At 65.8% G+C, this 14,294-nt stretch carries 9 protein-coding genes; 3 read left to right on the forward strand and 6 right to left on the reverse strand.

What is annotated here, in order from left to right; genetic code table 11:
* Nucleotides 1–160: 160 nt before the first annotated feature.
* The gene (locus tag CDO81_RS13770; RefSeq protein ID WP_241516997.1) at nucleotides 161–3,280 is read left to right on the forward strand and encodes a TonB-dependent receptor; all 3,120 of its coding nucleotides are present in this window, start codon (nucleotides 161–163) and stop codon (nucleotides 3,278–3,280) included.
* A gap of 128 nt (nucleotides 3,281–3,408) precedes the next feature.
* Here CDO81_RS13770 and CDO81_RS13775 read toward each other — a convergent pair whose 3' ends face one another.
* The 6 genes from CDO81_RS13775 to CDO81_RS13795 all read right to left on the reverse strand — a co-directional run bounded on the left by CDO81_RS13775 (nucleotide 3,409) and on the right by CDO81_RS13795 (nucleotide 11,444).
* Entirely contained in the window at nucleotides 3,409–4,338 is a 930-nt protein-coding gene (locus CDO81_RS13775) for a hypothetical protein (RefSeq protein ID WP_088483797.1), read from the reverse strand.
* A 453-nt stretch (nucleotides 4,339–4,791) separates the two neighbouring features.
* On the reverse strand, nucleotides 4,792–5,286 hold the full coding sequence (locus CDO81_RS27630) for a hypothetical protein (RefSeq protein WP_158218275.1): 495 nt from the start codon (nucleotides 5,284–5,286) through the stop codon (nucleotides 4,792–4,794).
* Nucleotides 5,287–5,955: 669 nt separating this feature from the next.
* On the reverse strand, nucleotides 5,956–7,521 hold the full coding sequence (locus CDO81_RS13780; protein WP_338153599.1) for a tryptophan halogenase family protein: 1,566 nt from the start codon (nucleotides 7,519–7,521) through the stop codon (nucleotides 5,956–5,958).
* Nucleotides 7,518–9,020, reverse strand: coding sequence for a tryptophan halogenase family protein (locus CDO81_RS13785; RefSeq protein WP_088483799.1), 1,503 nt, complete (start codon nucleotides 9,018–9,020; stop codon nucleotides 7,518–7,520). The genes CDO81_RS13780 and CDO81_RS13785 overlap by 4 nt, the downstream gene beginning before the upstream one ends.
* A gap of 96 nt (nucleotides 9,021–9,116) precedes the next feature.
* Complete coding sequence (locus tag CDO81_RS13790) at nucleotides 9,117–10,511, reverse strand: GH1 family beta-glucosidase (RefSeq protein ID WP_088483800.1); 1,395 nt, start codon at nucleotides 10,509–10,511, stop codon at nucleotides 9,117–9,119.
* Nucleotides 10,512–10,520: 9 nt separating this feature from the next.
* Nucleotides 10,521–11,444, reverse strand: a complete 924-nt coding sequence (locus CDO81_RS13795; protein WP_158218276.1) for a PfkB family carbohydrate kinase — start codon at nucleotides 11,442–11,444, stop codon at nucleotides 10,521–10,523.
* Between the two features lie 187 nt (nucleotides 11,445–11,631).
* On the opposite strand from CDO81_RS13795, the gene CDO81_RS13800 reads away from it, so the two are divergent.
* Both CDO81_RS13800 and CDO81_RS13805 read left to right on the forward strand, forming a co-directional pair.
* Nucleotides 11,632–12,678, forward strand: a complete 1,047-nt coding sequence (locus CDO81_RS13800; protein WP_088483802.1) for a LacI family DNA-binding transcriptional regulator — start codon at nucleotides 11,632–11,634, stop codon at nucleotides 12,676–12,678.
* Between the two features lie 103 nt (nucleotides 12,679–12,781).
* Complete coding sequence (locus CDO81_RS13805) at nucleotides 12,782–14,266, forward strand: MFS transporter (protein WP_144397246.1); 1,485 nt, start codon at nucleotides 12,782–12,784, stop codon at nucleotides 14,264–14,266.
* Nucleotides 14,267–14,294: the final 28 nt, after the last annotated feature.

Genomic DNA, 14,294 nt, shown 5'->3' on the forward strand with positions numbered 1-14,294 from the left:
CCTGGTTGACCCCAATGCCAGATGGGGCACCAGTTGTTAGCGTTACCAATGACAACTTCCAGCCGCCGGCCAGTTGTTGTCGCATGAGGTTGAAGAAACCCATGTATCCCACCAAAGAGGAGCAACAAGGATGAGACATTTCAAGAGGACAACGTTGTCCGTGGCCGCCGTGCAAGCGATGGTCTGGGCAGCCACCCCGGCGATGGCGCAGACCACGCCCGCCACCCCTGCCACCCCGGCCACCCCTGCGGCAGCCACGCCCGCCGCCAAGGACAAATCCACCCAGGCCCTGGAGACGGTCGTCGTCTCGGGCCGCCGTGCCGCACTCGCCACGGCCCAGAAGATCAAGCAAGACTCCGACGAGATCGTCGACTCGGTGGTGGCTGACGAGATCGGCAAGTTGCCCGACCGCTCCGTCTCTGAAGTGCTGCAGCGCATCGTGGGTGCGACGATGTCGCGCGTGGCGGCCTCCAACGACCCGGTGCACTTCTCGGTCGAAGGCTCGGGGGTCAACATCCGCGGCCTGACCTATGTGGCGGCCCAGCTCAATGGGCGCGAGACCTTCAGCGCCAATCAGGGCCGCAACCTCGGCTTCGAAGACGTGCCACCCGAGCTGATGGCCGGTGTGGACGTCTACAAGAACCCGTCGGCCGAGCAGATCGAAGGCGCCATCGGCGGCCTGGTGAACCTGCGCACCGCGCTGCCGTTCGACTTCCCCGGCTTCAAGGGCTCCATCTCGGTCGACGTGAGCCGCAACAGCCTCGCGGCCAAGAACAAGCCCAGCGTCTCGGGCCTGCTGACCAACACCTGGAACACCGACCTCGGCAAGGTGGGCCTGCTGGTGGACGTGGCCCACTCGCTCAGCTCCAACCGCACCGACGGCCTGGTGCTCGACCCCTTCTACAAGCAGTCGGCCACCAGCACCACCTGGCTCTCGCGCGGCATCACCTGGCGCCAGCAGTTCTACGACCGCGTGCGTGACGGCATCTACGCCGCCGCGCAATGGAAGAAGGACAGCCTCGAAAGCTCGCTGACCTTCTTCCGCTCCAAGTACCGCTTCGACTGGAACGAGAACAACGTCAGCAACCAGGTCGACCCGTACAACGTCCGCGTGAGCAATGCCTCGTACGACGCCAACGGCGCGATGACCAAGGGCGTGCTGACCGGCGTGAACGGCAATGGTGACGTGACCGGCATCGAGGTCGAGAACCAGACGCGCTACTCCAAGCGCAGCTCGCAGACCGATGACCTCTCCTGGAAGATGCAGGGCCGCGTCAACGACCAGCTGACCTGGACGTCGGACCTGCAGTACATCAAGTCCAAGACGCAGAACTTCGACTCCACCGTGGGCACCGGGGTGCAGCTGCCCAGCCAGCAGGTCGACTTCACCGGCTCTCTGCCGCGCGTGGTGTTCGACGAGGCCGCCAAGACCGCGCTGAACGACCCGTCCAAGTACTACTGGGCCATGATGATGGACCACCTGGACAAGGGCAAGGGCACGCAGAAAGCGCTCAAGCTGGACGGCCGCTGGCAGTTCAAGGACACCGAGATCCTGGAGGACTTCCGCTTCGGTGTGCGGGTGGCCAAGCGCGATGCCGAAACCATCAACAGCATGAACGGCCAGGGCGACAGCTACAACTGGGCCACCATCACCCACGCCTGGCAGCTGGGCTGGAACATCGGCGAGCTGGCCTACATCAACCAGTCCAAGATCCCGACCTACAAGAACACCTTCAACAACTTCATGGGCGGCGGCAAGGCCGACCTGCCGGCGCTGTACTTCCCGGCGGCGTCCGTCGCCTTTGGCTGGCCCGACAGCTACAACCAGCTGCACCAGCTCTACCTCGACAAGTGCGCCGCCTTCGCGAAGACCGCGGGCTGGGACGGCGCCGGCTGCGCCCAGCAGGCCAACAGCTACCAAGGCGGCGGCAAGTGGCAGGTGGCCTCCTTCGGCACCGACCCCAAGGGCACCAATTCGCAAGGCGAGACCACGACCGCAGGCTACGGCCAGCTGCGCTTCTCGCTGGAGGAAAAGGGCCTGCCGGTGGACGGCAACGTCGGCCTGCGCGTGGTGCACACCAAGAACGAAGCGAAGGGCTACACCTCGCTGAGCGTGGCCACCGTGCCCACCGGCGCGGTGCTGGCCTCGGGCGTGACGCTGCCCAACTTCAGCGCGGCCACCATTGCGGCCAACACCCGGCAGCAGGACATCAACCAGAGCTTCACCGACTTCCTGCCCAGCCTGAACCTGCGGCTCAAGGCGGCGCCGGACCTGCAGTTCCGCTTTGCCGTGTCTCGCGGCCTCTCGCGGCCGCGCCTGGACCAGATGCAGGCCTACCTGCCGATGAAGCTGACGCTCGACGTCGACACGCCGGCCCAGGGCTCCACCGCGCCACCCATCGTCAAGGCCGTCAAGCTGACCGGCACGGCCGGCGGCAACCCGGAGCTCAAGCCCATCCGCTCGACCCAGGAGGACGTGACGGCCGAGTGGTACTTCGCCAAGGGCAGCTCGCTGACGATGGCGGTCTTCAACAAGGACCTCAAGGACATCATCCTCAACCAGACCTTCAACCGCACCATCCTCGATAGCGACGGCAAGCCGGTCAACTTCGTGATGAACGGCCCGGTCAACGGTGCCAAGGGTTATGCCCGCGGCGCGGAGATCGCCTACCAGCAGTACTTTGACTGGGTGCCCTCATGGCTGCAGGGCCTGGGCTTGCAAGCCAACTACACCTATGTGGACAGCAAGGTGAAGCGCTACAACGCCGTCTACAGCGCCTATTGCACGCCCGGTGCCGGTCAGGAAAACCTGAACCTGTACATCAACGGCTGCGACACCGATGGCCGCACCTTCGGCGACATGCCCTTGGACAACCTCTCGCGCAACACCTACAACATCGCGCTGCTGTTCGACCGCGGGCCGCTGTCGGCGCGCATCGCCTACAACTGGCGAGGCCGCTATCTCTACGGCGTGGCGCTGAACTCTGACAACACCGGCCCCAACCAGACCAACGCCCTGGACACCAACCCGGCCAGCGCCACCTACAACCGGCACGACATCAGCCTCCCGCTGGGCCTGCCGCTTTGGGCTGATGCCTACGGCCAGGTCGACGTGGGCCTGCACTACACGGTGAGCGACAGCTTCAAGCTGGGGCTGGATGTGACCAACGTGACGAACAAGACCTACAAGCAGATCATGCAGCAGCACATCGGCTTGATCGGTCACAACTACTTCACGTCGGGGCGCAGCTTCAAGCTGAGTGCGCAGTACAGCTTCTGAACATCGGCCGGGTCAGCCCGGCTGGTAGGCAAAGGGCACCGCTTGCGGTGCCCCTTTTTTCTTGGGCGTGCGGGTGGGCAAGCCGTTGGCTTGGCGATTGAAGGCCGGCTCAGGTCCGCTTGTCGCTGCTAGCGGCTAGAGCCATTGGGCTGTTGTTCGATGTGGAGGTCTTGCGTCAGCAGGAGATGGGCTGAAGTGTCGAGGTTGAGGGTCTCAGCTGAAGCAGCTCGGGCTCGAGTCCGAAGGTCGCGGAGCTTTGCAATTCGCGCCTTTGCTTCGGCAAGGCGCGCTTGGAACTCTACGTCTGGAGGCCCTTCGTCAGAATCGGACTGGGGTGCATTTGGCTCCTCTGGGATACCAACGTTGATTTCAATCTGAGCGCCTTGGTTCATTCGCTTGGCAAGGTAGTACAGCCCATGACGTAGTTGCGTCTCTACCTCGTTCAGACGAGCGTCGTCGGCGATCTTGGCGTGGTCTCTGCGGATCTCGACAGCTAGATCTTGCAGAGCCGCTGCGACGCGCTTCTCAATCTCTCTATCAAGGAGCTCGGTGATTTCTGAAGCGACCTGTTTTTCACCAAGTTGACGCTGCAGATGCTTGATCTCAAGATTTGATTTAAAGAGATTGGAGATTCGCTCGATCGCTAGCACCCAGACAAGAATTTGATTCGGATCCAGATCAAGGAAGACTTGCCACCAAGATGACGATATGGTGACCACCCTGGGGTCATAGTCGGCAGCACCAACGAGTTCATTGACGGCGCGAACTAGTTTGCTAAGTTGATTGAACTCCCCGGTTAGATCCTTGAGCGTCTCTCCAACCACCTCCCGCGGCAACAAAAAGCCAACCTCGGCGCTTTCACTACCCACGCGTTCAAATTCAACGTCGAGGGCAGTGAATGCATCGTCGATCGAACTGACGTGAGCAACCTTCTTGGCCACAACGTTGGCAAGACGCCTGAACTCAGTGACGAGCCCCGCAGGATCGAATGATTTTTCCTCGATTGCTGATTTTACTGATGAGTTGAAGGCCGGCGGGAGGATGTCTGCGACATTCATGTCTGCAATTACCTGCTGTGCGAACGGTTGAAGGAGATCTGGATCCTTCAGTTCTGCCGCAGAAAGCACCGCGTCGACGGAGCTTCGAAATGACTCGAGCTGAGATTGGGTTCGGTTTGAGGCGAACTGCTCGAGCTGGGTTGCACAGGCTTCGAGCTTCTGCGCTAGCTGAGCTCGAATGAAATGACTATTTAGGTCGTATACGACTGCATGAAATCGGCCGAGATGCAAAGTTAGCCTCCTGGGTGGTTTTGGGTTTCAATCCTCGATCGGAGTGTGGGCGAGGCTGAGGGAAGCCGCGTGGAAGTTCAATCATGTCTTCCGCGGGCTTCGAGCCGTCCGCTGCAGCAGAACGTCAGAATCCACCTCCGTTCCAGTAGACAGCAAGCATCTCGGGAGCGTGGCTCGTAAGGTGTTTGCATGTGGCGTGTTTCGGGAGGGCCTGCAGCAGCTTTACGCAGCGTATGCCAGAGCCGATGTGCCCTCCAAGACAGGGAATTCTGCATCCCATGCGTCGCGATAGGGGTCAAGAAGGCCCCCTCCTTTACCTCCCACTGTTACCCTGCCCTGGTCGTCAAGCACCAACAGTACCGTGGTTGATTTGCTATTCCCACGCAGTGCTTGCAATTGCGGTGCCGTTGTAACGTAGCACTGCCAATCGCCAAATGCGTATATGTATATGACAAGCGAAATGTCTGTGGATGCAAGAATGGCGCTGTCTATGGATATCTGGTAGCAGATGAAGCCTTCAATCTTGGTCAGATTCGGGTAGGCGGAGGTCTTGACTTGGATGCGCTTGCCTATTCCATTGCCGTGATCAACAGCCCACAAATCGGCGCCTTCGTCAACCGTGGGAATATGCGCAACATATCCTCTTAATGATAGTTCGCTAGCTGCTCGCAGTTCGCCCGCGGTGCCCAGATATGATTTTGATGCGCCATTTGTCATATTGATTAAAGGTTGGCGTGCTGCCCGACTATTGGTTCGCACGACGTCTACTGAACTTGGCGGCTTGTTGATAAGCCGACGGGGACGATGCCATCGCAAGTCCTTGATTGGCAACTACACCCAGTTGATGAACTGTTGTTTTGTACAGCGGCGAAATTCGGGCTATACCAGCAACTGCCGCCTTCCCGACTTTGCCTGCCCGTCAAAGGGCACGCAACAGTGGGTTTTCACGTCAGCGCCAGCCATGCACGCGAAGTCCAGCCCACGGTGACCTCTCGCGCGATGCCGCCGCGTTGAACGGCAGGTAGTCTGACGTCATTGAAGGGCTTCGGCTGTTTTATCAGGTGCGAGGGCGGGACGGGTACCTGCATTGCAGCCACCGCGAGGACGACATATTTTTTGAAGATGCCGCACTTTCACTTGGTTTGACCGATGGCGTTACCACATATGCACGTCGTTGTGATGTGCTTTCGTGGCGGCGCCTTGCTCAATCCGCCGATGCGTTCCTACCGAACGGAGCGCGTAGAAGCGAACTTTCAGGATAGAGGGGTACCAGCTGACACCGAATGTGCTGGCTGCTCCGGGCGAGCGGAAGCGCCCGCGGCACAGGCGCCGCCTTCCTGCCCCTAACAATGCCTGACTGTCTGCGCTAACGCCCGCCCCACGCGCCTACCGCCCCGCCCCCGCCGCACAGTAATGCCGCACAAACTCCTCATGCCCCGGCATCACCCCCACGCAGTTCGCGATGGTGTCTGACACGCCCTTGAGATAGGCCGCCGTCTCCTCCACGCCCTGCAGCTCCGTCAGCGGCAGCCAGCGCCGCGGACGCAGGTTCTGGCCTTCCATCACCTCGAACCAGCTGGGTTCGCGGAAGAGGTCGGTGTCGACGTAGACGAGGCGGCCGCTGGCGGCGTAGAGGTCCATGCGCCAGCGCAGTTTGTCGGGCACGGCCATGTGGGCGCAGGCGTCCCAGAAGCCGCCGTCCTGCCGTTGGTTGAGGTGGTAGTGCAGCACGATGAAGTCGCGCACGGACTCGTAGCGTTCGCGGCTGCGGCGGTTGTATTCGGCGATCTCGGTGGGGTCGAAGCCTTCGTGCGGGAAGGCTTCGATGAGCCCGGCTATGCCCATCTGGATGAGGTGCAGCGCGGTCGACTCCAGCGGCTCGACGAAGCCGGCCGACATGCCGATGGCCACGACGTTGCGCGCCCAGGCGTCGTGGCGCATGCCGGTGCGAAAGCGGATGAGGCGCGGGTCGGCGAGGGGAGGCGCATCGAGGTGGCGCAGCAGCACGCTGGCGGCCTCGTCGTCGCTCATGTGCTGGCTTGAATAGACATGGCCGTTGCCCACGCGGTGTTGCAGCGGGATGCGCCATTGCCAGCCCGCGCGGTGGGCGGTGGCGCGGGTGTAGGGCAGCAGCGGCTTCGTGCTCTCGCTGGGCACGGCCCAGGCCCGGTCGCAGGGGAGCCAGTGGCGCCAGTCTTCGAAGCCAACGCCGAGGGCCTTGTCGATCAAGAGGCCCGCAAAACCCGTGCAGTCCAGGAAGAGGTCGCCCGCCACCTGCTCGCCGCTTTCCAGCTGCACGGCGCGCACATGGCCTTGCGTCGGGCCGGCTTGGTCGTCGAGCAGCACGCGCACGACCTTGCCTTCGGTACGGCGCACGCCGCGCTGCTCGCTCAGGGCGCGCAGGTGCCGTGCATACAGGCCGGCGTCGAAGTGGTAGGCGTAGGCCAGGTCGGCCAGCGGCGAGTTCTGCATCTCGCGCCGGGGCAGCATGAACCGGCCCGCCTGGGCCGCCGCGGCGGACATGACGTAGGCCTCGATCGGCTGCGCGCGGCCGAGGGCGCGCATGCGCAGCCAGTACTGGGTGAAGTCGACCGGCCACAGCGGCTCCTTGCCGACGCGGCCGAAGCCATGAAAGTAGCGCTCGCCCTGCCGGCCCCAGTTGACGAACTCGATGCCGAGCTTGAAGGTGGCCTGCGTGGCCTTCATGAACGCGGCCTCGTCGAGGCGGGCCAGGCCATTGAACATGCTGATCAGCGGGATGGTCGCCTCGCCCACGCCCAGGATGCCGATCTCCTCGGACTCCACGAGGCGGATCTCATACGGCGGCTTGAGCACCGCGCTCAGGGCGGCGGCCGACATCCAGCCTGCGGCGCCGCCGCCGACGATGACGATCTTTCGGAGCGGCTTGGCGCTGTTCTGCATCTCGGGGTGTTTCCAGGGGTGTCGGCTCAAGCCCGTGCGCCGATCCGCTCGCGCAGGAACTCGGCGTGCGGCGGCATGCTGGCTGCAAGCTGGGCGATGGCCGCGTGCCGCTCGGCGAGCAGGTGCGCCGCGGCGGGGGCGGGCACGTCGTCCAGCCAGGGGTTGCGGCGCTGGGGCCAGTGCTGCATGCCGGCGTGGATGGCCAGCCAGCTGGTCTCGTCAAAGGCTTCGTCGTCGTAGTTGTGTAGCAGGCCCGTCTCGCGCCAGGCGTGCAGCTTGTAGGCCAGGGTCTCGGGCAGGGGCATGCCGGTCATGTGCTGCCAGAAGGCACTGTCACGCCGCTCGCTCAGGCAGTAATGCAGGATGATGAAGTCGCGGATGCGCTGGTATTGACGCGTCTGCTGGGCATTGAAATGAGCCGGCGCCCCGCCTTGCGGGTCAGGCTGGGTCAGCAGCGGGATGAGCCGGCCCAGCGCGTTGTGCACGAGGAAGATGGCGGTGGATTCGAGCGGCTCGACGAAGCCGCCCGCCAGCCCGATGGCAACCACGTTGTGCTGCCAGAAGCGCTCGCGGTGGCCGGTCTGGAAGCGCAACAGGCGCGGCTCGGACAGGGGCGGGGCGTCGAGTTGCGCCAGCAGCTGGGCGCGGGCGCGGTCTTCGTCGATGTGGCGGCTGCTGAACACATGGCCGTGCCCGGTGCGATCCTGCAGCGGGATGCGCCAGCACCAGCCGGCTTCCATGGCAGTGGAGCGGGTGTAGGGCAGCAGCGGGCCTGGCGCGCGCTCGGCGGGCACGGCCCAGGCGCGGTCGACCGGCAGCCAGTGGCTGTAGTCCACAAACGGCTGCGCGAGCGTCTGCCCCATCAGCACCGAGGCGAAGCCGGAGCAGTCGATGAAGAGGTCGCCGTCGATGTCGCGCCCGTCGGCCAGGCGCAGGGCCCGCACGCCGCCGTCGGGCCGGCGTGCGATGTCGACCACGCGGCCTTCCACGCGCCGGGCGCCGCGGGTTTCGGCCAGTTGGCGGAGGAAGTGGCCATAGCGCGTGGCGTCGAAGTGATAGGCGTAGGTGTAGCGCGCGCCGAGGCCGTCGCCGGCATCCGGCAGCCTGAAGCGGCCGTGCCGCGCCATGACGGTGGGCAGGCAGAAGTCGCCCAGGCCGCCGTCGCAGCGTGCATCGAGCCGGCGGTACTGGCCCCACAGGGCCATCGGGCCGCTGAGCGGGCCGAAATCGCCGAAGGTGTGGAAGTAATGCTCGCCGGGGCGCCGCCAGTCGCAGAACTGGATGCCGAGCTTGTAGCTGCCGCCCGTGGCCGCGAGGAAGGCGGCCTCGTCGATGCCCAGCAGCTGGTTGAAGTTGCGGATCGATGGGAAGGTGGCTTCACCCACCCCGATGGTGCCGATGACCTCGGATTCGACGAGGGTGACCTCGGCGCCTCGCAGGCCCGTGGCCAGGGCGGCGGCCGACATCCAGCCGGCCGAGCCGCCTCCGAGGATGACGATGCGCCGGGGCGGACCGAGGTGCGGGCTCATGCAGGTGTCTCCTGGCTGTTCTTGTGGCCGGGAGCTTAGGCGCGAGCCGGCTCGGGTCGAATCGGCGCTATCCCTCTGAGGGCTTGCCGCAGGCCGTCAGACCTTGCCGGCGCGGCGCTCGGCGAGGAAGTCGGCATAGGCCAGCGCGCTGCGCTTGAGGGTGCGCTGCTGGGTGTCGAAATCGACATGCACGAGGCCGAAACGGCGCTCGTAGCCGAAGGCCCATTCGAAGTTGTCCATCAGCGACCAGATGAAGTAGCCGCGCACGTCCACGCCGTGGTCCATGGCGCGTGAGCAGGCCGCGAAGTGGCGCTTGATGTAGGCCTGGCGCTGCACGTCGTCCACGTGGCCGGCGCCGTCCACGCCGTCGTGGCTGGACATGCCGTTCTCGGTCACGTAGATCGGCGGCAGGTTGGGGTAGTCGCGCTTGAAGGCCTCGAAGAGGTCCTGCATGCCTTGCGGGTAGACCTCCCAGTCCATCGTCGTGCGCTCGACCTCGGGGTGGCGCACCCAGTCGATGGTGTCGGGCCCCTTGGAGCGCAGCACGGCGCGGCTGTAGAAGTTGATGCCCAGGTAATCGATCGGGCGGCGGATGATGTCCATGTCGCCGGCCAGCACCAGGGGCTCGGCGCCCTTCCAGTAGCGCCACAGGTCGGCGGGGTACTCGCCCTTGAGCAGCGGGTCCAGCACCCAGCGGTTCTGGAAGGTCTCGAACAGATGGGCGGCGTCGCGGTCGGCGGCACTGTCGCTGTCGGCATAGCCGGGCGCGCAATTGGCGACGATGCCGTGCAGCGCCTGCGCCGCATTGGCCCGCAGCGCTGGCAGCGCCAGGCCGTGGCCCAGCAGCAGGTGGTGCATGGCCTGCGCGGCCCACCGCGGGTTGGCGAGACCCGGTGCATGATGGCCGTCGCCATAGCCGAGGTAGGCTGAGCACCAGGGCTCGTTGTGCGTTGTCCAGGCGGCCACGTCGCCATGGCCGGCGAGCTGGCGGCTCATCAGGTCGGCGTAGTCGGCGAAACGGTACGCCGTCTCGCGGTTGAGCCAGCCGCCGCGGTCTTCCAGGTGCTGGGGCAGGTCCCAGTGGTAGAGGGTCACGAAGGCGCGGATGCCGCGCGTGGCCAGGCCGTCGAGCAGGCGCTTGTAGAAGTCGATGCCGCGGGAATTCGGCGTGCCGTCGAGCTGCATCACGCGGGGCCAGGCGATCGAGAAGCGGTAGGCGTCCACGCCCAGGCGTTTCAGGATGTCGAGGTCTTCGTCGAGGCGGTGGTAGTGGTCGCAGGCCACGTCACCGTTCTCGGCGCGCAGCACCTTGCCCGGCGTGCGGCAGAAGCGGTCCCAGATGGATTCGAGGCGGCCGTCCTCATGCGCCGCGCCTTCGATCTGGTACGACGACGTGCCGCAGCCGAAGACGAAGCCGGGTTGGCGCATGGCCGAGCCGGCGGGCGGGGCCACGAGGTCGGCAAGCGAGGTGGGGGGAGGCGTCAGGTCCATGGGTCGAGCTCAGGCGGAGGAGGGAAGGGCGTGCAGCGCGTCGCGCCACGGTTGCAGGGCGGCGGCCTCGGCGGGCAGGGGGCCGCGCACGCCGCAGATGAACGAGGCGTAGCGATTGGCCAGGGCCAGCGTGGCCGCCAGGTCGCGGCGCAGGGCCAGCCCGGCCAGCAGCAGGGCGGTGAAGGCGTCGCCGGCGCCGACGGTGTCAGCCACCTGCGGTTGGGCGACGCCCGCGCCTTGCGCGAGCAACGTGCCCGCGGGGCCGTACAGGCGCCAGCCCTGGGCCCCGAGCGTCAGCACCAGGCGCTGCAGGCCGAAGCGCGCCATCAGCGCCGCGGCACGGCCGGCGTCGTCCGGCGCGGTGGCGTCGAACCAGGCAGCGAGCTGGGCGAGTTCTTCGTCGTTGAGCTTGACCCAGTCGGCCAGCATCAGCGATTCGGCGGCTAGCAGTCGTGCGTCCGAGCCGGGGCGCAGGTTCAGGTCGAGGAAGCGCAGGCCCGCCAAGGGCTTGACGACGGCTCGCACGGCCGCGCGCGAGGCGGGTTGGCGCTGCGCAAGGCTGCCGAAGTAGACGATGCCCGGCTGCGTGCCGGCCAGGGCTTGCCGCGCAGCCTCGGCATCGAGATGGTCCCAGGCGGCGTCGTCATGGATGACGAACCGGTGGCGCCCGCCGTCCTCGATCACGCTGACGCGGCCGGTGGCGTGCTGCGCGTCGCGCTGCAGGCCCTGCGTTGGCAGGCCATAGCGGCGGGCGCTGTCCAGCACCAGGCGGCCGGCGTCGTCATCCCGCCCGATGCGGCTCACGAACACAACCGGCGCGCCCAGGGCCGCGAGGCTGCGTGCGACGTTGAACGGCGCCCCGCCTGCGACCGCGCCGTCGTGGAACTCATCGACCAGGGCTTCGCCCAGGACGGCGATGGAACAGGTGGACATGCAGGCAGGCGTGGCGATCGGGCGTTGACGAAATATTCTAGGCAACAACATTTGTTTAGTGAACAATTGTTGAACTAGGTGCAAACCCAGCCGTCGTTCGGCGGCGGGTGTGCCCGCGGAGACGGGAGGGCGCGGTGACACAATCGCCGGGTTCCGAGGATTGCTAAACACAGCGGGAGTGGGGTCCATGGCCGACAAGGGAGTGACGATTCGCGAGCTGGCCGAGGCCGCGGGCGTGTCCATCGGGACGGTCTCGCGCGCGCTCAAGGGCCAGCCCGGCCTGTCGGAGCAGACCCGCGCGCAGGTGTTGAGCGTCGCGCAGCAGCTGGGCTACGACACCGCCAAGCTGCGCACCGGCAAGCCGCGCCGCATGCTCTTTCTGTACAGCCGCAGCATCGGCTCGCTGGCCAACAACCCGTTCTATTCCTACGTGTTGCATGGCGCCGAGACGGCCTGCCGCGATCCGGGCGTGCCGCTGAGCATCATGTCGGTGCTGGGCGGCGAGGACATCGCCGGCCAGATCCGCCGCCACGAGGCCGACGCGCTGCTGGTCGCGGGCTACATCGACCCCGAAGCCATGGAGGCGGTGCGCCAGTGCGAGCTGCCGCTGGTGCTGGTGGACCACTTCTACCCCGGGGTGCGCTGCGTCAACGACGACAACCTGCGCGGTGGCTGGCTCGCCACCCAGCACCTGCTGGAAGGCCAGTCGCAGCGCATCGCGGCCATCTTCGGGCCGCTGGTGCACTACTCGGTCTCGTTGCGGGCCAAGGGCTTTCGCCGCGCGCTGTTCGAGGCCGGCAGGCTCTTCGACCCCGACTACGAAGTCATCCTCGACCCCTCGCTGGAATACCGCGAGGCGGGCCGCGATGCGATGCGCCGGCTGCTGGAGCTGCCGTCACCGCCGGACGCCGTGTTCGCCTACAACGACTCCACGGCCATGACGGCCATCGAGTACTGCCTGGAGCAGGGCCTGCGGGTGCCCGAGGACATCCGCTTCGTCGGCTACGACGACATCGAGGCCGCGGCGCGCTTCAAGCCCCCGCTCACAACGGTCAAGATGGACAAGGAGGCCCTGGGCTATGTCGCGGCCAAGGCCTTGATCGAGGGCGACGTGGCACCCAACGATGCCTCGCTGCCGGTGGAGCTGGTGGTGCGCGACAGTTCGCGCGCCGTGGCGGCGCAGGCGGAGGCGGCGGTGCTGCCGGCGGCGCCGCGCCGCCGCCGGGCAGCCTGACGAAGCGCTTCTAGGTATTTCACCGCTCCACTTCGTTCGAACGGCGAACAAAAATCCGTCTGTTTACTAAACCGAGTCGCCTCAGGCGACCGAGGAGACAGACGTGCTTGCCGATGCCGACAGGGCTGCCATGCCCGCCAGGCCGCGCTCCGGGTCCGCCCCGGCGCCGGCCAGCCTGACCGCCACTGCCGACGCCGACCGGGTGCCGGTGAGCCAGAAGATCGGCATCGGCCTGGGCTCCTTTCTCGACATGTGGGGCCATTGGCTCTATCAGTCGATGGTCTTCCACGTCTTCAACGTGTTCCTCGGCGTGGCGCCGGGCCTCATCTCGACGGCCCTGGGGCTCAAGATCGCGGTGGATGCGGTGTCGGATGCGCTGTTCGGCTGGCTGTCCGACAACACCCGCACGCGCTGGGGGCGCCGCCGGCCCTACATCCTCGTGGGCGGCGTGCTGTCGGGCATCGGGCTGCCGCTGATGTTCGCGGTCGGCCGCGGCTGGAGCGACACCGAGTACTTCGTCTTCATGCTCGTGTCCACCTGCCTGTATGTGCCGGTGATGAGTTGCTTCAACATGCCCTGGAACAGCCTGGGCGCGGAAATGACGCCCGACTATCACGAGCGGACCCGCGTGATGTCGGTCAAGAACGCGATCCAGAAGATCCCTGAGCTGGCGATGTTCGTGGCGGCGCAGTTCACGACGCTGGCCATCTTCAACGACGCCTCCGGCAAGCCCGACATCCTGCTCGGCGCGCAGGTCTACACCAGCATCCTCGGCGGGATCATGGTGGTGGTGTCCATCTTCATCTTCTCGCTGACCCGCGAGCGCTACTACGAGGCGGTGGTGTCGCGCAGCACGCAGCGCGTGCCGTTCAAGGACACCCTCTACCGCACGCTCAAGAACCGCCCCTTCCGCCAGATGCTGGGCACCATGCTGGCCTACAACATGGCCACCGCCATGGTCGGGCTGCTGGGCTACTACGCCACCGTCTACTACGTGTGTGGCGGCAACGTGGTCGAGGCCACGAAATGGAACTCGCTGATGGGCGTGGCGGGCTTGGTGTGCGGCCTGCTGGGCATCAGCTTCGCGGGCGCGGTCGCACGCCGCCACGGCAAGCGCCATGCGCTGATGACGGTGCTGGTGCTGGGCATCTTCGCTTTCATCGGCGACTGGTTCTTCTACAACCCGCAACTGCCCTGGCTGCAGTTGCTGGCCAGCGGCGGCGTGGCCTTCATCGGCGCGGGCTTCTGGACGATCTACGGCTCGGCGATGGCCGATGTCATCGACCACGACGAACTCAGCAGCGGCCAGCGCCGCGAGGGCTCGTTCGCGGCTTGCGGCTCCTGGATCTCCAAGGTGGGCCTGGCGCTGGGCAACAGTGCGTCGGGCTGGGTGCTGATGTTCACCGGCTTCGATGCCAAGCTGCCGGCCCAGAGCGACGAGGCCATCTTCCTGATCCGCGTGTTTCTGTCGGGCGTGCCGATCTGCGGGCTGCTGATCGCGCTCTTCATCGTGTCCCGCTACTTCCTGACCGAGCAGCGCATGCATGAGATCCGCGCGGCGCTGGAAGCCCGCCGCGGCACCGTCTGAGACCGCCCACCCCGCCTGCTGGAGTTCG

This window comes from Roseateles puraquae, assembly GCF_002205845.1.
Lineage (GTDB): Bacteria > Pseudomonadota > Gammaproteobacteria > Burkholderiales > Burkholderiaceae_C > Pelomonas > Pelomonas puraquae.